Below are 18,361 nucleotides of genomic sequence, written 5' to 3'. Positions count from 1 at the left end.
CGCCAATATTATGGCTGGCGAAATGGTTCGGAGGTCGACGCGGGCAGGTCGGCTTATCCCTTTGCGCGCAACTCCGAGGTAAGGGCGCCGACAGGTCCAAAAAACCCGTCGCGCACATGAAAGATGAAGCATCGTGGGTCCACAGTCCGCGAGACGGTTCGAAACGACGCTACGGCCCGGTCGGCGGCCGCCATCGCTTCGGCATTGCCGGGCATCGTTCGCGCCTCCGCGTTGGCACGCGCATACATGGCTAGGGCGAACATCTCGAGTCCATAGTAGTCATGGCTCATGTAAATCCTGTCCGCCAGCGCGAGTCTGATCTGGACGAGGCGCAGTAGCGGGGGCGCAGTGCCCACGTAGTCGAAGATGCCCAACTCCTTCAGCGGCGCGTCGTAGGCAGCAGGGTTCGGCGCCGAGACTCCTCCCTTCTCGGCTTCTATGTGCGCGACGGCCAGCTCAGAAAGGATGACATCGCGCAGACTCTCCTTCCTTAGTTCGTCATCGTTCGTCAGCTTAATGAAAAGATCGCGCGCCTCGTCGTAGCGCCCCTCAGCAAGGAGCAGGTATCCAAGGTTCGTTCGGGCGTATGGAAATTTCCTATCGACCTCCAGCGCCCTCGTGAAGGAAGTCCTCGCGTCCGCAAGACTACCCCGTAGTAAAGCGACGTAGCCGAGATCGCTCAGGGAACGAGCTTGGATCTCGGGATAGGAACTTTTCGCGGCGACCTCGAACGCCTCGAACGCGGCATCATTGTCGTGCTTGTACACGAAGGATATTCCACGAAAAATGTTGGCGCTCCCCCGCGCAATTTCCTTGAAATAGGGATCATCGAGGCTTTCCGCCATCGCCGCCGCTTCCCTAAAACCGGCAATAGCCGACTCGAGGAGAGATGGGTCGATGACGTCGCCGCGGTTCGACCTCAGGATGTAGTCGCGGAGTTGATTGACCGCGCCGAAAAACACGGCCGTGTTGCGAAGCGGCGGGGGCGAGACTTTCGGCGCTGCGCTCAGGTCAACCACGGCTGCGCCGAATTCACCGTGGGCGTAGTGCAAACACGCTTGAAGGAGCGGGATCCAGGGCGAGGCCCGTCGGTTCTGATGGAGGGCGCCGAGCAATGTGTCACCGCTTCGTGCTACATCGATGCCGTTGAAGCAGAGCTCCACGATCGGACGCACCGCGGCCAAGTCAATATATTTCTTGCCCTCGTCGGTCGCGAGACGGGTTCGAGCCTCAGACAGGAAATGATTTTCAATCAATTGATAAAATGCTAACGCCAGCAATCTTGTGATGTGCCTGTATTCCCCACGCGTTGAGAAGATCGCGAATTCCGGCACGTCATAGGTCAGCGGCACAAAGGGTCGAAAGTCCACGGTCTGGGAGAAGTCGCCGACCCTCAGTATTTTCGGCCGGAGGAAGTTCCCCAACACAGAAAGCGAGTTCGAGGTGGCGTCAGTCCATTTCTCCGAGGTTAGCTGCGTATCGTCGATCCAGACCTCCGCTTGCCCAGCAGGCCATCTGATCCGGGTTCGATTGAGAGTGACGCCGACGATCAGGATTGCGCTGATCGCGGTTACCATGATTACGAGGGTGCGCGGTTGAGCCACGACACGTCGCAAGCTCATCCGAAGATATCGTTGGTTGAGGGTCGGCAGCGCAGCGTAAGCGATGCCAACGAGACCGCCAGTGGCTGTCTCAGCCAAGATCTTTTGAGCATCGAATTCTAGATCAAAATAATACCACAGCATCCAGTGGATCTGGAGGCAGATAAAAATCAACCCGCCGACCGCATAAAGTCCAGAAAGCCGCCAAGAATAAGCTTGTGCGCCAACGAGCGATCCACGAGCCACCGATGCCCCCCCGACTTGGCAATTCGAGTACTATCCTAACGAACCAAAGCCCTAGCACAATCACAAATGGCGACGCTCGGCAGGTGTCGAGCCTCTATCACAACATCTGGAACGGCATTACTCCATGCGGCGAGGCCCAAGGTAAGCGGTGACCGCATCGCGTGGGGTCAGCGAACGAACTTACAGGACTTTCGCGTGTAGCTGCGAGAGTCCGCTTCCTCACGATTCCTTCTCGGAGGCGGACCAGCGGCTTCGGCCAGCCACGGTCAATCCGCCCGCCTGTGAGTGGACCTTCTGAGCTTCCGAGAAGGGTCGGGAGCGGTTGAGGCAGCAACGTCCGCTTCAACACGTTCGCCGCCCCAAAGCAGACCGTCGCAAATCCACCCAACCCCGCCATCCGGAACCGAGCCTTGCAGATCGGGCGCCGTGGTCAGATAGCACCACCACCATCTCCTCCTCGTCGCCGTGCTGATCGGCGGCGATCGTCTCCGCGAAGAGCGGCAGGGCCTCGCGTTCGAGGCGCTGCCTACGCAGGAAGGCCGCGCGGTTGCGCGAGGTCTCTCGGTAGCGTTCGGGTCGGGGCGTGCGGCGGAAGCGCATCACCCCGCCTCCGCCGCGGCAGGTGGCGCGTCGTCGCCGTCCTCGGCCGAGGCAGGCGGCTCAGCGTCCGGCAGGCGACCGAGCAGCCAGTCGGCGGCCTTGCTGGCCTGCGAGGCAGCGCGCACGATCGCCCGCTCGTCCCCACGCAGGACATCGAGCCAGGAGCCGATGTAGTCGGCGTGGCGCACCGTCGGCACGATGCCGAGGCTGGCGCAGACGAAGGCGGCGGAGATTTCCGCGACGAGTTCCTCGCGGGCGTAGCAAACGCCGCCGCGCGGGCCCTTCATCTCCCGAGCGAGGCGCGAACCATGACCCGTCGCGTGCGACAGCTCATGGGCCGCGGTCCGATGGAAATTCACCGGCTCGTGGAAGGCTTCCGGCGGGGGCAGCACGACCACGTCGTCGGCCGGACGGTAGAAGGCCATGCCGCCGCCGATCCGGATGGCGACCCCGGAGGCCTCCATCAGGGCGCGGAAACGCGGCACGACGAGTTCTTCCCGCGGCGGGGGCGGCGGGGCGGTGAAAGCCTCAGGCAGGCCCTCGACCTGGGCGACGTTGAACACCGTGAAGCGCTTCAGGAAGGCGATCTGCCGAGCTTTGTCGCCGTCACGGTCGGCACGCTTGCGCTCGTCCTCGGGCATGAAGCGGTCGGCGTAGACGACCGCGGTGCCGCGCTCGCCCCTGCGCACGCAGCCCCCGAGGCCAAGGGCTTGGCGGAAGGTCAGCCAGCGCTGGGTCGAGTAGCCGGCCTCAATGCCGGCGGCCCAGAGCAGCATGACGTTGATGCCGGAATAAGCGCGGGCCGTGGCCGCGTTGCGAGGCATGGCCACTGCGGCGGTACCGGGCCCGACACTCCAGGGCTGGACCCAGGGCACGCAGCCGGCCTCGAGCTGGGCGATGATGAGTTCGGCGATCTCCCGGTAGAGGTTGACCCGCTCGGTCGGAGCTCGGCGGGCGGCTGCGTGTCTGGCCATCGGAAAACCTTCGCGACGGGCGCCGGAGCCTCTCTCCGATCGATCTTCCCGTCACAAAGCCCCTGCCTTCCTCCGACTCTGGGATGGGCCGGGCGCCCCCGGTCCTGGTCTCAGTTCGCCGCCATCGATCGGAAACCCGCACCTCACGGCCAGGCTACCGTGGTCGTGTGGCGTGCAAGGCGGCCACCTCGATGGGCTCGACGTCGCACAGCTCGACGAACACGACCTTTTCCGAGCGCTCGGCGGCGATCAGGTCGAGATTGACATCGACCTGATCGGCGAAGACCGGGCTGCACAGGCGCCAGACGACGCCGGTGCGGCCGATGCGCTGTCCGGCGTCGCCATCGAGGGTCAGCGGCGCGCCGGCGATCCGCACCGGCTGTCCGACGCGCAGCCAGTTCGCGGCGCTCGCGATCAGGGCCGCCTTCTCGGCCTCGGTTGGTCTGCCGCGCGTCGTGCGGGCGAACGGCGTCTGCGGATCGGCCGCGAGCCGCAGCGCCTGTTCTCCCGGCGGCAGAGCGTGGAACATCTCCACCTCGTATCCCGGAGTCCAGGTCTCGGGTGCCGTCACCCTCAGCGAGGGGCGGAACACCTCGACGGCGAGTGCGCCAAACAGATCGGGCTGGATGCCGATCAGCGCCCGCTCGTACTGCGCCTGACGATACTAGGCCCGCCAGCGCGCCTCGATTCCCAGCTGAAAGCGGGGCACGTCCTGGCGAACGAGATGGGATTTTCGGGGTTTCGTCGCCATGGCCTTGGCCCTCGCCTGTCGATGCGGCCCGCTCGATCGGGGTGCCTGCGCGCGGGAAGCATCGGGCGCCGGCGGCTCTCTCCGGCATTCCCCAGTCACGGGGCTCTCGCCCTCCTCTTGCTCTTGGACGGCCGCCGAAGGGGGATTCGCGCGCTGTCCGGCCGGGCTAGCGTGGCCGATCCGCCCCCAACACCGCCACTTCTACCCGATCGACTGGCCGCAGCTCTCGGCCGCGATCCGCTTCGGGCGGGCCGGCGGGCGCTGAGAGACCTGCGGCCGGCCGCATGGGCAGGTCATCGTCTGCCTCGACGCGGGGACATGGTACGACGCCTATGCCGAGGTCTGGCGCAACCGCCGCGGCCTGCCGCTGCGGCGATCGCCGGGCTGGCTGCCCTGGCCGGGGCGCGGCTGACCCAGCCGATCCTGGCGACCTGCCACCGCGGGCACGACACCAGCCGCAACGGCGGCCGGGATTTCGCGGCATGGTGCCAGCGCTGTCATCTGATCCACGACCGGCCCCAACACCTGCAGCGGCTGACCTATCTGCGGCGCCGCACGCTCGGCGACCTATTCCTCGGCCCCTACCCAATCCGGTAGGGGCGGCGACGCGCACGGTTTCAGGTGCGCCACCGCGCGCGGCATCATTACCCAAAGGAGGTCGGCGCGCGCAACGCGTAGAGCCCGGTCCCGCAGGGAAGTGCCGACACTACGGCACCGGACGAGCCTGTGCCATACCGTTCATCGTCATCAACCCCCATCGAGTACGCCCTCCGTCAACCTCAGTAGGAGAGGGGACCCTTTTGAACTTTGCCAGGGGATGCCATCTTTATTATTGGCCCACAGGCGATGTTCGCATAATAGCCTATGGAACTATAGTCCATCCTATCAATCCTCCAACGCTCAGGAAAGGATAATTTTTATCGAATATTTGGCTTTGCCCAGGAAATAATCTGTTTTGTGCGGCCACCGATGCAGAAGGGCAGGGCGCTTTTGTCGGATTCATGCAGCTCCGTCCCCTCCCCCGGCGGCATTTGAACGATTGTCGGGCAAGCGTGTGTCGGTCATGCGCTCCAACGCCGTCACGAGACTCTGCGCCACGGGCGACCATCGGTTGAACGCGGCACGGGAGCGCGTCGAATGTTCGAACGTCTCGTTGACTCGGGCGAGGTCACCCAGGTTTCGAGCCAGGATTGGAAGCTCCGCATCGCCAACCGTCGCGGTCGCCTCGATGTAGGCAGCAAGCGTGAGAAGCCCTTCGATCGCGACGGGAATGCCATCGGAATTGAACCCATTGGTCGCCGTACGCAGTTCTGCCAGCGAGCGCCGCCATTCGCGAATGGCACTCGCCTGGGCGTCGCCCCGCGCGGCCTTGTGCACGAGGGCGTCAGCGAGGAGGTGAAGCCGCTCGGGCGCTTGGTCAAGCCATCGATCGACGATCGGCATCGCGACCTGCGTGGGCGATCGGGAGATCGTTCGAGCGTCAGCGGCGATGGTGGTGATCCGCCCTGGACGATAGCCGAGCTCTTCGCAAATCTCTCGTTGCAGGAAGCGCAGTTCGGCGATGTTGATCGGCCACCAGCGTTCGAATTCCTGCGCCCGGTAGAAGGCGATCGCATCGACGGCGATGCGGCCGGCGTCGGCGTCCCTTCGACGAAACTCGATGAGGCAGAAGGATGCAAACTCCTCGCCCGCGCCGTTCGGCGCAAAGTCACGGAATGGGTCAACGAGAACGGCGATTGCCCTGGTGCTGGGCTTCGTCCTGAGGAGCGCGATGATGCGCGCGATCTGGTCGATCTTGCCGCCGTATCGCCGCAGACGTGCCCCGTGGAGGTAGGGAATGCGCGGTTCCAGCTGCGATCGGTCGAGCTGCCACCACTCAACAAGTTCGCGCAGCCAAGCTTGTCGCTCATCACCTTGCAGGTCGTCTGGAACGGCATAGGCGCTGGGCAACGGCAGCGTCTTGCCGTCGTCGTCGGGCAGATCGAGGTGGACGATCAGGGTGCCCCGCTTCGCGTTCGTCCCGGCGATGGCGAGCGCGCGCGCGTAGACCTCATCGAGGTCCGCTCCCTCGACGATCACAGGCGCGCCGGGCGAGACAAGGACGGTCTCAGCGGGGCGGACGCCCGTCGTCCAGAGCCGGCGGATGGTTGGTGCCGGCCGCAGGTCTTCGGTGCCCGATCGCGGAAGCGGGATCGCTTCGATCTTCACCTCGGGCGTGTGCGGGAGGCCGTCGAGCGTGATGAGCCGGACCGCGTCCGTCTCGCGTCCGACCTCGAAGGTCGCGCCGGAGATGACGAGAATGCGATGCATGTCATCGGCATCGCCGGCGTAGATGTGGTCAAAATAGGCGGCATGCTCGTGCTTGTGCCCGTGGATGACCATGCCGATGCCGCTTCCGCGCAGGAAAGCGCGGACCTGTTCGAGGTTCGACATATCTGCGAAAGGCTTCAACTCCTCTCGCAAGCTGGGCGAGCGGAGATGGTGGTGCATCACCGCGATACGCAACTGGCGGCCGCGATCCGGCTGAGGCGTCGATGCGACGAGCGCTCGCAAGGCCTCAAGCTGGTGCTCCGATACGCGGGCCATGTCGTACCGAGCCAGAGCCTGGAGCTGTGACCGCAACTGCGCCGCCACGGTCGCATCGCCGGGCGCAAGCATCTCGGGGATCGTGTTCCAATGGCCCCGCAGCGGCTCGGGCAGGACTGAGCTGACGTGCGACCAGTTGCTGGTGTTGATCGGGAACACCGCCCAGCTACGGTCGGCGGCGACCAGCCGATGCCGTTCCGGCTCCGCGATTGCCGGCCAGCCGTCGATGCCGTCGAGCCACGGCACGACGCAGCCCGCAGCGCTCCAGACGCGGACGAAATCCTTGTAGCGTTCGGCGGTGCCGGGATCGGCGTCGCGCGGCACGTCGTGATTGCCTGGGACAGAGACGATGTGGTCGGCCGCAACGCCGAGATGTTCTGCGATCAGCTTGAAGACGAGTTCATGACCACCCGCTGCGCCTTTGCTCTGCGCGTCACCAGAGAAGAACACGCCGTCGAGCGTGCGGCTGTCTCTGGTCAACCGCTCGGCCAAGCGTCGGAACAGAAGCTCGAGCAGCCCTTGGCGGGTAGCGGTAAGGAGGCCCCCGACTTCGACCTTCCGGTCATCCCGTTCGAACGGGGCGCCGGATGCGGACACATGAGCATCGGTGATGTGAAGGAAGGTCGCGCGATCAGCCATATTCCTGTTTAGCCAGCCGCGCCGCTGCTGAACACACTCAACCGGTGACCGTGTCGGGCGAAGCGACCAGCCAGAAGCACCAAAGCAAGCGGTCTGCTGGTACGTCCTTGAATGTCGGCAAATCCGACATTACGTTGGTTGCAAGTGCTTGAAAGGGACGCCATGACCACCGCTACGCTCGCGCCACCCATTTCGGCTCCGACCGTCGCACCGTTCCCTTCGGCAGCGGTCGCGAAGGATTTGCGCAGCGAGTTGATCGAGGTGGTCAAGGGCGAGGCCTCGATCAAAGGTGTCGCTTTGCCGCCAACATTGACGGCGATCGGAAGCTCGTCGTTCCAGATCGACTCTTTGGTGGTGGTGTCGATCCTATGCGTCGTCGAGCCGATCCTCGGCATCGAGCTCCCGGACAGCGTGGTGCGGACAGGCGGCTATGGCTCGGTCGACCAGGCGGTGGCGCATCTGCTGCCGAAGATTGAGGCCTGTTGGAAGAAGCGCACAGGAGGCAAGTGATGACCCAGGCCGCGATCCAGCAAGACGATGACGACGCCGAGCGTCGCCGGCTCGGCGAACGGCTGCGCGAAGCCCGCAAATATCTCGGCCTGAAGCAGGAGGAGGTCGCGACTTATCTCAAGATCCCGCGCACCGCACTGACCGACATCGAGAATGGCCAGCGGCGGGTGGAAGCGATCGAGCTGACGCGCTTGGCTAAGCTCTATCGGCAGCCGGCCGCATTCTTCACGGGAGAGGACGAGGCGGCGGCTTTGCCCGTCGATGTCGCTCATCTTGCCCGTCGGGCCGCCGCGCTGTCGATGCAGGATCGTGACGAGCTCGGCCGCTTCGCGGACTATCTGCGGACGCGCGCGCAAACCGCTCGGGGCTGACGCGCATGGCCGCCGCCGATTATGCTGGCGCAGTGCGGGCCGGGACCATGGCGGCCGCGCGCCTCCATCAAACGCTCGACATGCGTGTCATGGTCGAGGCGCGTGGAGGATCCGTCGACGTTTTCGGCGCGATCCAGGCGCTCGATCTGCCGTTGCTGCTGCGCCCTCTGCAAGGGTTGCTCGGCGCCTATCTCAGCGATCCCGCGCCGGGCATTCTCGTCACGACGCAGCGGTCGATGGCAATCCAGCGGTTCACCGCCGCGCACGAACTCGGCCACTACGCTATGAAACATCTGCCGAGCCTCGACGACGAGAGCATCCTGCGGCGCATGCCGATGGCAGGTGCACCAGCGGAAGACTTCCAGGAAGTCGAGGCCGACGCCTTCGCGGTTGGATTCATGATGCCACGCTGGCTGATCCAATGGCACGCCGCGCGCCAGGGCTGGACGGTGGACGACTTTCGGCGACCAAACCGGGTGTATCAGCTCGCTATGCGGCTCGGTGCTAGCTACGAGGCGACATGCTGGACGCTCGTGCGCCATCGGATAATCACGGCAACCTTGGCACGCGAGCTTCAGCAGACGCAGCCGCGCGAACTGAAGGTCGCGTTGCTGCAGGACTATCGACCCCAGGATTATCGGGGCGATGTCTGGCTGCTGACTGAGCGCGACGCCGGCACTCGCATTGATGGGAGCCGGAACGACCTCTTCGTGCTCCGCCTCAAGGAGCATAGCGGGGGCGGCTATCTCTGGAACATCGAGCAGCTCGCGGCGAGCGGTTTCGCGGTTGTCCGCGACGCAACGGAAGCTATTGATGGCGATGGTATCGGCGGCCCGGTCATCCGTTGCGTGACCGCGGCGCCCGAGGACGGCGGCCGCGGATCGTTGCAGCTCGACGAGCGCCGGCCCTGGGAACCCGATCCGCCGCTGTCCCGGTTGCAGCTTGACTTCGATCTGACGGGACCGGAGGAGGAAGGCCTCTCGCGGGCCGAGCGGCGGAGGCTGCTCGAAGCCGCATGACCTCCGTGACCATCCTCAAGGACTTGCGTTCCGAATTCGGATTGGCTCGCAACCAGGGTTCGCGCCCGACCTGCCTTGCCTTCGCAGCAAGCGACGCGCACGCCGCGTTGCGGCCGGGGTGGTCGCCGCTGTCTTGTGAGTTTGCCTTCTACCATGCGCAACGACGCGCCGGACGATTGCCGGACCATGGCGCGACGCTGTCAGCGATGCTGGCGACACTGCGTCAGGAGGGGCAACCGGAGGAGTCCGGGTGGCCGTATCTCGCGGCACCTCCTGCCGATCCCACGCTGTGGTCACCGCCAGCGGCCGTCGGTCCGCGGTACGGCCGGGCCAGTGCCCCTCATGCTCACGCAGTCGATGTGATCGTTGCCGAGCTCGACACAGAGCAGCCGGTCATCCTGCTGCTGACGTTGTCGCGATCCTTCTACATGCCTACGCCTGAAGGGGTGATTCAGCCGGCGCCTGGCGAAACGCCCGAGCTGGCACGGCGACACGCCGTGGTCGCGGTCGGTCACGGCAAGGTTCAGGGCGCGCGGGCAATCCTCGTGCGCAACAGCTGGGGACCAGGATGGGGCATCGGCGGCCATGGCTGGCTGACCGAAGGGTTCATCGCGCCGCGCCTGTTCGCGGCCGCGCTGCTTACGGAGGATGTCGATGTATCTGCCCGTCCCCTCGCAGCCTGACTGCGCGAGCGCGTGGCGCGAAGCGGTGCGCGCCGTTGACGCCGCGCGCGACCACGAAGCCTATAACGTGATCGTAGACATCGACGATCCGACGGCGGCATCGACGATCGCGCATCCGGGCGTGGCGGTCGTAAACGGCTTCCTCACCGACCGGGCAAAACCGATCGATACGGTCGCGAACACGATCTTTCCGGCTTCGCTGTACCTGCGGCACGGCGCGCCAGCGTTCTTCGACGTGTTCAATGATCGGGTCTTGCCGAAAGTGCGCCGCGGCGGTCGGTGGTCCGGCTACTATTTCGAGCGGATGATCGCCTACCAGGGAACTGCTGGCGCTCCGCCAAACCAGCTCTGGGACATCGTCGAGCGGATGAACGACGACAGCGTGCGGGCGCTCAACAAGTTCGAGCTCTCGTTGTTCGATCCCATCCGCGACGTCGACAACTCCGTCTACGGCGGTCAGTGCCTGAGCTTTATGAGCTTCAAGATCGTTCCTGGTTCACCGCGCAAGGTGACGCTGACGGCTCAGTACCGGAACCATTATTATGTCGAGAAGCTGCTCGGAAATCTGATCGGCTTGGGGCGCCTGATGGCCTTCGTTGCCCGCGAGACCGGGCTGGAAGTCGGTCCACTGACCGTAGTGTCGACCCACGCGAAGATCGACCAGCCTGGAGGCGCCACGCGCGGGGAGATTAAGGCTCTCCTCGCGCAGTTCGATCAGGCCATCGCCCCGCTCGCGGCCTGAGATGCCAGAAAGGGTAGCTCCGGAGCGGGATCGTCTTTATCCAACCCGTAGATCGCATGCACGCCAGCGATGAATTCCGATTGCCCGCCATAGCTCGGGTGGCGGACCGTCATCACCGGGATTTCGATCCGGGAGAGTGCCAAGCCGGCATCGCGCCCGATCGCCACGATCCGACGCGGCGCGATCATCGCAATGAGCGCGGTCAGAAAGGGCCAAGTGGCGTCTCGCTCCGCGCGAGTGTGGCAACGGTTGGAAAGAGAATCGTCCGGCTCGTGTGGATGCAGCGGGAAGATGTTCCAGAGGACGGCCGGCGCCTCGATTTGCGTGAGAACCCGCCAAACGACCGCGGCCGTGCGCTCGGCGACGACGGGGCCTCGCGTAGCGCGGTCGAGCACGATCCCGCCGAGGAGCGCGCTCGCGGACGTCAGGTGAACCTCGTCGGTGAGTGGCACGCCGGTTCGGCGACCACCGCGATAGCCGAGATCACGGGCGATCCAGATCGTGTCGACCTTCGCCTCGATCGCCGCTTCCAGGCAATGAACCAGATTGCGCTTGCGGACGTGCGCACCGTCATCGCGGTCGTGGAGAACGCAGTGATCGCGATAGGGGTTGAACACCGACTTAAGCGCCGTGTCGGCGAGAGCGTCGGCAAAGGCGCGAGGCGTTTTCACGAAAGCGGCTCGATTGTCATTTGATGCTCGTCCAGGTCGAGAATGAGACGTCCGCGTCGGTGCTCGCGCAGAAAGCGGAACGCCGCATAGCCTTGAAGGATGGCTTCTTCCCAAAGCCATAACGGGCATCGTTCGGCCTCGTAGCCCGCCACGAACTGCCGGACGTGCTTCAGCAGGTCGAACGGCAGGTCGCCCGGCTTCATACCGGCAAACAGGTCGAGTTCAATCGCCTGCCCGAAGATCCAGGTGGTGATCCCCTCCTCGATCAGCGTCGCGCGGGCGCCATCCTGCGCCTCATCGACCTTCGGGGCGGATTTTCTCTTCAAGCGGAAGAGCGCGCGGGTGACTGGCGACCAGCCCAGCACGGCAACGTAGGCGTAGTGGAAGGCATCGTGGAATCGGTAGTCGTCGGCGGCCATCGCGTTGTCGGTCAGCCGATCTCCGATGTTGATGCCGTTGCAGCGCTGGAAGACGAAGGTCCGCCCTCGAACCTGCCGCTCGAAGATCTCGACGGTGAGCCTGCGTGGTAGGCGTTCCTCTGGCTCGGCAATCGCGTCGAGAGGTGCCGGATAGTGCCGCTCGCGCGGCCAGCGGTCGGCGATCTTGGCGAGGTTCTTGACCGCTGCCGCCTCAAGCGTAACACCGGCCTCGTTGGCCGCTTGGATAAGCGTCCGTGCGATGACCGCCAAACGGCTGCTTGGAAGGTTATCGCACTTCTCCGTGCCTCGCTCTTGGACATCCATCACGAGGAGCCCGATTTCGCCCGCCAGCTTCAGCAGCGTGCGCTCGAAAGCGATCGTCGGCTCATTCGCCCGTGGCATGATATCGGGCTGCAATGCAGCCAGCGTGATCGTGCCGCTAGCGCCGATCGTGGATGCAGCCTCGACGAAGACGTCGGTCAAACGAACGTTCACACGGGACGCCACCGCTGCCAGATACCATAGGACATCGCCGAGCTCCTCGACGACAGCGCCCGCGTAGCCACGGTAAGAGGCACGATCGCGCTGCTTTTTCTTGACCTCGCTAAGGAGGCTCCCTGCCTCGCCGAAGAGACCGAGCAGCGGGAAGGCCAGGGAACCGCCGTCACTGTGCTGGTCGGTGAGCGCCGCCTGAGCCGCGTAGTCCGCGATGGTGAGGGGAGCGAAGGCCTCATCGGTCATGCAACAAACGCTCGCTTGGTCACGGTTTTTCCGGCCCAGACATCGCCGACGCTGTTACCTATTCGCCCCGGGCAACCGTTGCCTTCGCCAGCCTCGACGTTGGCAGACACATCGGCCGGGCGTCAACGTCTCCTGCCGATCCGGTAAGACGCAACCTGTGGCAATCAGGTGGTGCCGCCGGGCACGGCACACCTTTGCCCTCACCAGTCAGACGAAAGGATCGTATTCCAGGAACAGGCGGGCGGGATCGCCGTCGAACTCGATCCCCTGATTACGTTCTGGATCACCGGACGGACGGTTCGGAGATCGATGTCTGAGGCTGAATCGCTGTGCAAGGCTACCATCACCGCGGCATTTATCCGGCTGGCTTCGTCTGCGGTGTCGGGCGTCGGTGAAGCCCGATGGTGCCGCGATGCCGCGGGAGGATCGTCACCGCGATCGGACGAAACCGCGCTAGCGGGTTTGGTGCGCGCGAGCGCATAGAGCCGTCCGCTCGGAACGAGCGGCCCGCCCGAAACCTCCATCGCGCAGGCGCGCCCTCCATCGCACCGATGCATCGTAGCCCGGAGGCGGATACTTCTCGGAACTGCAGCCCGGCATTGCTAAGCAAGACCCGTCTCGCGGGCGCACCTCCGGCAATTTCAGGAACTCCACTTGCGCGGATGTTGGCGCCGGCGAATACTCTGGATGAGGCTCGACAAAAGCTGCCGTCGGAGGTTCCGATCCATGGACGAGCTGACTTTCGGCCTGCCCGACGTCGAGCGGCAGATCGATGCCGACATCGAAAAGCGGGTGGCGGTTCACAAGGCCAACGTCGCCCGGTTGCAGGCAGCGCACGAGAGCACTCACACCCTGAGCGTCTCCGTTCGCAACCGCCCCCTCGTCCTGCTGGCGCAAGGCGACTCCTGGTTCGACTACCCGCTCACGGGCAACGGCCTCCCCCTGGTGGACACGGACGTGATCGCGCAGTTGCGACGGATCGGGCCGATGCCGCCGACAATCCTGAACCTTGCCCATCGCGGCGACGCGGCCACGGAGGAGATGTCGCTTCCCAAGCAGGAGCGGCTGATCGCGCAGCTCCGCGCCGCCTCGAACTGGCCGAACGGCAAGCCCGACGCCATCCTGTTCTCGGCCGGTAGCAACGACATCGCCGGCAACCAGTTCTGCATCTTCCTCGACTTCAACGACGGGCGTCATCCAGGCCTGAACAAGGATCGGTTCGAGAAGGCACTTGGCATGGTCGAGGCTTGCTACTTCAGTCTGTTCGCCCTGCGTGACCGGATCGCGCCAGGAGTGCCGATCTTCGGTCACTGCTACGACTTCCCGATCCCGAACGGCGCGCATCCGCCCTGCGCCGGCCCTTGGCTCAAGCCGTCGCTTGATTTCTGCAACTGGTCGGTCGCTGACGGCACGACCATCGTCCACGACGCGCTGGCGGCCTTCCGCGCGATGGTGAAGCGGCTCGCGGACAAGCCGGCTAACCGCTTCCACCTCGTCGATACCCAGGGGACTTTGGCGCCGGCCGACTGGGCGAACGAACTCCACCCCTATCCCAACGGCTTCCGGAAGATCGCGCAGAAATTCGCGGATGCGCTCGCGGCTGAACTCGGGCCTCTCTCACAGGTCGCTCTCGCCGAGGCGCCGAAGACGCCCGGGCGGGGGAGGGGACCCAAAAAGGGGTGAGAGCGCGGGACTGAACTCCCGAGGAATAGCCGCTTCCGCCGGAACTCCGGCTGCGCGATCCGACCGATCATCCGCGAGCCGCCTTTGCGCGGGTCGTTGAACCGGCCCAGCACAAAGATGCGGGATCGGACAGGCATGCCGATGCCCGATCTTGGGCGCTCCCCTCTACCTGTCGAGCTCGCTCCCGACCGTGCTATTCTCCCGATCCCGGCCGAACCTCCCGTCACCATGTCCGATGCTCCGCTCCCAGACCTGACGATCCCGCCATCGAAGAAGAGGGCTCAGTCCGAGACCTACCTGCTCTCGAAGCACAACGTGCTGAAGGCCTTCGACAGCGTCGAGGATCTTGCGACGGACGAAGAGACGCTCACCGAGAAGGATCGGGACGCTGTCCTGCACCACCTCCTCCAGCTTCGCTCAGCGGTTGCGCGCGTGTTGTGGAAAGCCGGCCTCTACACCGGGACCTCCATCCTCGACGATTTCGTGTTGGAGGTTACCAAATCCGGACAGCCTGACATCTGCGGTCGCGTCATCGACCGTCTGCGGCAGGCAGGCGTCGAACGGCCCGGTTTCGTGCTTTATCCGCTCACCGAGTTCGGGATGGAGATCCCGTTCTTCGGGTCGGAGCCCGATCTTAGGAACTTTGCGGTTTTCCGAGAAGCCGATTTCGCACTGACGGCCCAGACCGGCAGCATCGAAGGCGCCTATGCCAGGCTGAACGAGATGGCAGCGGCACTCGGCATCACGGCCGTGCCCGACCGGTCGAGCTTCGAACATCACGTGCGGGCCGGAAACATGAGATGGATGACGCGCAATCCGCTCCTGCTTGTCCGGCTCTCATCGCATACGGGCGCCTACTACGAGAACCAGTTCATATACACACTGAAGATCCGGGTCGCGGCCGCACTGATAGTGATGCTGCACGCCCTGAGCGTCGATGCCGGCATCACGGTCGACAAATTCAATTCGTCCGCCGAGGTCAGCAACAACGAGACGCTCGACATCCGGCACTACCTGATCGGCGAGGCGACGCGGGCGGAAAAGCCGCTCAGTCTTCGCCGTGTACCGATGAACGTCGCGGCGCTCGAGCTTGCCCGGCTGTCGGATCTCGCCGTGACGCTGAGCACGCGAACCCTGGCCCGTCCCGAGCTTCACGCGCTGGAACAGAGATTGACGCCGGCACTGCGGGCCGTCGAGCATGGCTATCTGCAGTACGTCAACCTGACGTCGAGCGAGAAGGTGCATAGCCGCGTCTTTCGCCGGCTCGTGACCGCGATCGACTGGTACAGGCAGTCATTCGGGTCACGGACGAACGAAGCAGAGGCGATCGTCGCGCTGGCCGTCGCCTTCGAGACCCTGCTGACCGATCACTATGCACCTGGGAGCGTCGCCCGCCTCAAGCGCCGCGTCGGGATCTGCCTCGCGACGCGGCCGAACGTCCGCCCGTACCAGGATAGCGTCGTTGCCGTTCACAAGGCCCGCAGCGAGATCGTCCACACGGGCGATAGTGGTCGCGAGATGGACATCCGCCGCGCACAAGCTGCGTTTGCGTTGTGCTTCCTCGAGGTCGCATCGCGTCTAGACAGGCTCAATCGGACCATGTCCGATCCCATTCGCGAGCTCCTCGGCGACAGTCTCACGCAGGAGGAGATCAAGGCCAAGGGCGACGCCGAAACGGCATAATGTGTGTGCTGCTACTCCTAACTCGCTGCTCCCTACGGTGAACAGGTCATCTCAAGTGCCGACCCGGCCGATCGCCTTCCGGGCGGGTTGTGGTTGCACCGGTCGGCGCCGCCGAGGCATGAGGAGGCTCGAACTACGTCATAGGGTGTCACTTGACACCCTCGCGAGAAAGCACATATCGTCGAGGCTACGGGATGGCGCGCAAACCGCATCCGAAGAAGGAGATCGAGGACGCGCTCCGGCATGCGGAGGATCACGGCTGGCGCGTCAGCGTCGGGGGCAGTCATGCCTGGGGCAAGATCTACTGCCCCTTCGATGACGAGACGTGTCGCTGCGGCGAATTTTGCATCACGAGCATCTGGAGCACACCGAAGAACGCCGGCAACGAAGCGAGGAAGATCAAGCGGGTCGTCGACAATTGCACGACTCGCAAGGTGGAAGCCGCGGCGCGTGTCGAAGCCGAGAGGGCCGAGGCGCAAGAGCGAGAGCCATGACCGAATACAGCTTCATCCTGAAATATCGTCTCTCGGACGAAGACCGCGATCCCGATGCGTTGGTGGAGCGACTCGGCGAGGCCGGCTGCACTGATGCCCTCGTCGGCGTTGGGATTGCTGGACGGCTCGCCCTGGACTTCACCCGGGAGGCGGACAGCGCGCGGGAGGCCGTCTGCAGCGCGCTCGCCGACATCAAGGCTACGATCCCGTCTGCGATGCTGGTGGAAGCGGCCCCCGATCTCGTGGGGCTGACGGACATCGCCGAGCTGATGGGCGTGGCGCGCCAGAGCATGCGCAAGCTGATGCTCGGCCACGACGACTTTCCCCTGCCTATACATGACGGGAGCGTGGTGCTTTGGCACCTGGCGGACGTGCTGGGTTGGCTGGACGGCCGCAAGGGCTACGAGCCCGACCCGGTCGTGCATGAGACGGCGGCGGCGGCTCGCGCGGTCAACATCGCGCGGGAGGCGCACCGTTACGTGACGGACGCGCCCGAGGACCTCAAGCGCTTGGTGGCTTGAGGGCAGGCGGAGGCTGACGAGTAAGTACGGGAGCTAGATGGCGACTTACAACTCTACATGAACTTCCGATGCTTCGTTTGGTCTGGGAACACCCAGGCAAACCGTATCATTGAGATCGTAGCGATCATCCCGCGTCCACACGATCGACCGTAAGTGATTGAGATTATTTCTGAGCGTGCTGGGGCACGAACTCAAGATTTTCAGGTTAAAAGCCCGCTGCTCGCGCTAAGCTCGATTTTGTAATGTCGCAAGCTTGCGAGCCGCCCCGCGCTGAGCGCGCAGGCGCTCGCCGTAGCGGGCCGGCATAGCCGGCGTCTTCCACGAGCCGGCCTGCATCACCTCGAGCAGTTCGAACCCGGCCGCGAACATGTCCTGCGTCGCCCCGACCCGGGTCGAGTGCCCGGAGGGGAGGCGGGGCAGCTTCAGCCCGGCCGTGACCGCGAGTTCCCGGAACAGCCGCGCGACCTCGCCATCGCCGAGTGCCGCGTCGCCGACCCGGCCGCCCTTGGTCAGCGGCCGGAACAGCGGCCCGCTTTCCAGCTGCGCCGCCGCGAGCCACGCCGCGATGTGCGCCATGGTGTCGGGGGCGAGGTACTTGATCGCGCCTTCGCCCTCCTGGTCCGCCTTCGAGCGCCGCACCAGCACCGTGCCCGAGCCGTCCGCCCCGCGCTCCAGATCCCGTATATATAAAGAGACGAGCTCGGAGCGCCGCAGAAGCGTGTCGTAGGCGACCGCGACCAGGGCGGCGTTGCGCAGGGCGATCAGCGGGGTTTCGCGCTCGCCCTCAAGGATGCGCCGATGAAGCCGTCCGGGCGTCTTCACCGCCAGCATGCGCTCGATGCTGCCCCGGTTGAGCGGCTCGGCCTGCTTCTGGCGCCGGCCCTTCACCCGGCTCATCCGCTTCACCGCCAGCCGGACGATCTCGTCGGCGCAGGGGTTCGGCAGGCCGGCGGCGCGATGCAGCGCCGCGATCGAGGAGCGATAGCGCTCGACCGTGGCGCGGGACTTGGTCTCAGCCTGCGCGTCGATGAAGGCGGCGATGGTCTCGGGGGTGGCCGGGAGCATGGTCCGACCGACACTGGCGCACCAAGCCGCAAAAATCCGGCTGTCGGCGGCGAACGCACGGAGAGTATTGTCGGCGAAGGCGCCGCGGGCGGCACGGGCGTGGTCCTCCAGGCGTTCGACCAAGAGGTCGAGGCCGGGCGGCAGCGCGTGGGCGAACGGGATCGGCGCGGCGAACGAGTCGTGGGATGGCCCGGAAGCGGAATCGGCGGCGTCAAGTTCCATGGCGGCAGCGTAGCCGTCCAAACGTTAACGATCCACACATTTCCCGCGATAGCTGCCATTATCGGTGGTAATTTTATTTCGCTCGTTGGGCGGATCGTTTGAACGCCGATTTCTGGATCGCCTCTTTGTATGCAACGCCG

General features: G+C 64.8%; 16 protein-coding genes and 1 pseudogene. 10 read left to right on the top strand and 7 right to left on the bottom strand.

The features are described 5' to 3' along the window. Positions 1-53 precede the first annotated feature (53 nt). From HCU64_RS25470 to HCU64_RS21380, 3 genes are all read right to left on the bottom strand, one after another. Complete coding sequence (locus HCU64_RS25470; protein WP_233386296.1) at positions 54-1,847, bottom strand: tetratricopeptide repeat protein; 1,794 nt, start codon at positions 1,845-1,847, stop codon at positions 54-56. Positions 1,848-2,446: 599 nt separating this feature from the next. Beyond that, the gene (locus HCU64_RS21385) at positions 2,447-3,421 is read right to left on the bottom strand and encodes an ArdC family protein (RefSeq protein ID WP_233386295.1); all 975 of its coding nucleotides are present in this window, start codon (positions 3,419-3,421) and stop codon (positions 2,447-2,449) included. Between the two features lie 154 nt (positions 3,422-3,575). Further along, complete coding sequence (locus tag HCU64_RS21380; RefSeq protein ID WP_233386293.1) at positions 3,576-3,950, bottom strand: hypothetical protein; 375 nt, start codon at positions 3,948-3,950, stop codon at positions 3,576-3,578. A 400-nt stretch (positions 3,951-4,350) separates the two neighbouring features. Between HCU64_RS21380 and HCU64_RS21375 the strand changes: the two are divergent. After that, a pseudogene (locus HCU64_RS21375) lies at positions 4,351-4,769 on the top strand (hypothetical protein). Between the two features lie 402 nt (positions 4,770-5,171). Here the strand turns inward: HCU64_RS21375 and HCU64_RS21370 are convergent. After that, entirely contained in the window at positions 5,172-7,397 is a 2,226-nt protein-coding gene (locus HCU64_RS21370) for a metallophosphoesterase (protein ID WP_233386291.1), read from the bottom strand. 111 nt (positions 7,398-7,508) lie between these two features. Here HCU64_RS21370 and HCU64_RS21365 point away from each other — a divergent pair, with 111 nt between their 5' ends. The 5 genes from HCU64_RS21365 to HCU64_RS21345 are packed head-to-tail and all read left to right on the top strand — an operon-like array spanning position 7,509 to position 10,722. Further along, on the top strand, positions 7,509-7,907 hold the full coding sequence (locus HCU64_RS21365) for a hypothetical protein (protein WP_233386290.1): 399 nt from the start codon (positions 7,509-7,511) through the stop codon (positions 7,905-7,907). Beyond that, positions 7,907-8,278, top strand: a complete 372-nt coding sequence (locus HCU64_RS21360; protein WP_233386288.1) for a helix-turn-helix domain-containing protein — start codon at positions 7,907-7,909, stop codon at positions 8,276-8,278. Before HCU64_RS21365 ends, HCU64_RS21360 begins: the two co-directional genes overlap by 1 nt. A gap of 47 nt (positions 8,279-8,325) precedes the next feature. Beyond that, positions 8,326-9,297 carry an ImmA/IrrE family metallo-endopeptidase gene (locus HCU64_RS21355; protein ID WP_233386286.1) on the top strand — a complete coding sequence of 324 codons (972 nt, stop codon included), beginning with the start codon at positions 8,326-8,328 and terminating at the stop codon, positions 9,295-9,297. Next, positions 9,294-9,980: a C1 family peptidase gene (locus HCU64_RS21350; protein WP_233386284.1), complete on the top strand. Its 687-nt coding sequence runs from the start codon at positions 9,294-9,296 to the stop codon at positions 9,978-9,980. The genes HCU64_RS21355 and HCU64_RS21350 overlap by 4 nt, the downstream gene beginning before the upstream one ends. Continuing rightward, entirely contained in the window at positions 9,952-10,722 is a 771-nt protein-coding gene (locus HCU64_RS21345) for a hypothetical protein (protein WP_233386283.1), read from the top strand. Before HCU64_RS21350 ends, HCU64_RS21345 begins: the two co-directional genes overlap by 29 nt. On the opposite strand, the gene HCU64_RS21340 is transcribed toward HCU64_RS21345, so the two are convergent. Continuing rightward, positions 10,695-11,393 (bottom strand): uracil-DNA glycosylase, encoded by a 699-nt coding sequence (locus HCU64_RS21340; RefSeq protein WP_233386282.1) that lies wholly within the window; start codon positions 11,391-11,393, stop codon positions 10,695-10,697. The genes HCU64_RS21345 and HCU64_RS21340 overlap by 28 nt on opposite strands. Next, positions 11,390-12,553 carry a nucleoside triphosphate pyrophosphohydrolase family protein gene (locus tag HCU64_RS21335; protein ID WP_233386281.1) on the bottom strand — a complete coding sequence of 388 codons (1,164 nt, stop codon included), beginning with the start codon at positions 12,551-12,553 and terminating at the stop codon, positions 11,390-11,392. The genes HCU64_RS21340 and HCU64_RS21335 overlap by 4 nt, the downstream gene beginning before the upstream one ends. 726 nt (positions 12,554-13,279) lie before the next feature. Here HCU64_RS21335 and HCU64_RS21330 point away from each other — a divergent pair. The 4 genes from HCU64_RS21330 (at position 13,280) to HCU64_RS21315 (ending at position 16,934) form a co-directional block, all read left to right on the top strand. Beyond that, positions 13,280-14,236 (top strand): SGNH/GDSL hydrolase family protein, encoded by a 957-nt coding sequence (locus tag HCU64_RS21330; RefSeq protein WP_233386280.1) that lies wholly within the window; start codon positions 13,280-13,282, stop codon positions 14,234-14,236. A 228-nt stretch (positions 14,237-14,464) separates the two neighbouring features. Then, a complete protein-coding gene (locus HCU64_RS21325) occupies positions 14,465-15,919 on the top strand; it encodes a hypothetical protein (protein ID WP_233386279.1) in 1,455 nt (484 codons plus the stop codon). Between the two features lie 194 nt (positions 15,920-16,113). Next, positions 16,114-16,413, top strand: a complete 300-nt coding sequence (locus HCU64_RS21320) for a hypothetical protein (RefSeq protein WP_233386278.1) — start codon at positions 16,114-16,116, stop codon at positions 16,411-16,413. After that, complete coding sequence (locus tag HCU64_RS21315; RefSeq protein ID WP_233386277.1) at positions 16,410-16,934, top strand: helix-turn-helix transcriptional regulator; 525 nt, start codon at positions 16,410-16,412, stop codon at positions 16,932-16,934. The genes HCU64_RS21320 and HCU64_RS21315 overlap by 4 nt, the downstream gene beginning before the upstream one ends. 225 nt (positions 16,935-17,159) lie before the next feature. Here the strand turns inward: HCU64_RS21315 and HCU64_RS21310 are convergent, their stop codons facing one another. Next, on the bottom strand, positions 17,160-18,242 hold the full coding sequence (locus tag HCU64_RS21310; protein ID WP_233386276.1) for a tyrosine-type recombinase/integrase: 1,083 nt from the start codon (positions 18,240-18,242) through the stop codon (positions 17,160-17,162). Between the last annotated feature and the right edge of the window lie 119 nt (positions 18,243-18,361).

The organism is Methylobacterium sp. C25, from assembly GCF_021352225.1.
In the GTDB taxonomy this organism is placed as follows: Bacteria; Pseudomonadota; Alphaproteobacteria; order Rhizobiales; family Beijerinckiaceae; genus Methylobacterium.
This window is presented reverse-complemented; position numbering and strand designations above follow the sequence as displayed.

Excerpts from the sequence above, each read along its gene's own strand:
- HCU64_RS21385 (WP_233386295.1), bottom strand. The coding sequence starts at position 3,421 with ATGGCCAGACACGCAGCCGCCCGCCGAGCTCCGACCGAGCGGGTCAAC.
- HCU64_RS21380 (WP_233386293.1), bottom strand. The coding sequence starts at position 3,950 with ATGTTCCACGCTCTGCCGCCGGGAGAACAGGCGCTGCGGCTCGCGGCC.
- HCU64_RS21370 (WP_233386291.1), bottom strand. The coding sequence starts at position 7,397 with ATGGCTGATCGCGCGACCTTCCTTCACATCACCGATGCTCATGTGTCC.
- HCU64_RS21365 (WP_233386290.1), top strand. The coding sequence starts at position 7,509 with ATGTCGGCAAATCCGACATTACGTTGGTTGCAAGTGCTTGAAAGGGAC.
- HCU64_RS21360 (WP_233386288.1), top strand. The coding sequence starts at position 7,907 with ATGACCCAGGCCGCGATCCAGCAAGACGATGACGACGCCGAGCGTCGC.
- HCU64_RS21355 (WP_233386286.1), top strand. The coding sequence starts at position 8,326 with ATGGCGGCCGCGCGCCTCCATCAAACGCTCGACATGCGTGTCATGGTC.
- HCU64_RS21350 (WP_233386284.1), top strand. The coding sequence starts at position 9,294 with ATGACCTCCGTGACCATCCTCAAGGACTTGCGTTCCGAATTCGGATTG.
- HCU64_RS21345 (WP_233386283.1), top strand. The coding sequence starts at position 9,952 with ATGTATCTGCCCGTCCCCTCGCAGCCTGACTGCGCGAGCGCGTGGCGC.
- HCU64_RS21335 (WP_233386281.1), bottom strand. The coding sequence starts at position 12,553 with ATGACCGATGAGGCCTTCGCTCCCCTCACCATCGCGGACTACGCGGCT.
- HCU64_RS21330 (WP_233386280.1), top strand. The coding sequence starts at position 13,280 with ATGGACGAGCTGACTTTCGGCCTGCCCGACGTCGAGCGGCAGATCGAT.
- HCU64_RS21325 (WP_233386279.1), top strand. The coding sequence starts at position 14,465 with ATGTCCGATGCTCCGCTCCCAGACCTGACGATCCCGCCATCGAAGAAG.
- HCU64_RS21320 (WP_233386278.1), top strand. The coding sequence starts at position 16,114 with ATGGCGCGCAAACCGCATCCGAAGAAGGAGATCGAGGACGCGCTCCGG.
- HCU64_RS21315 (WP_233386277.1), top strand. The coding sequence starts at position 16,410 with ATGACCGAATACAGCTTCATCCTGAAATATCGTCTCTCGGACGAAGAC.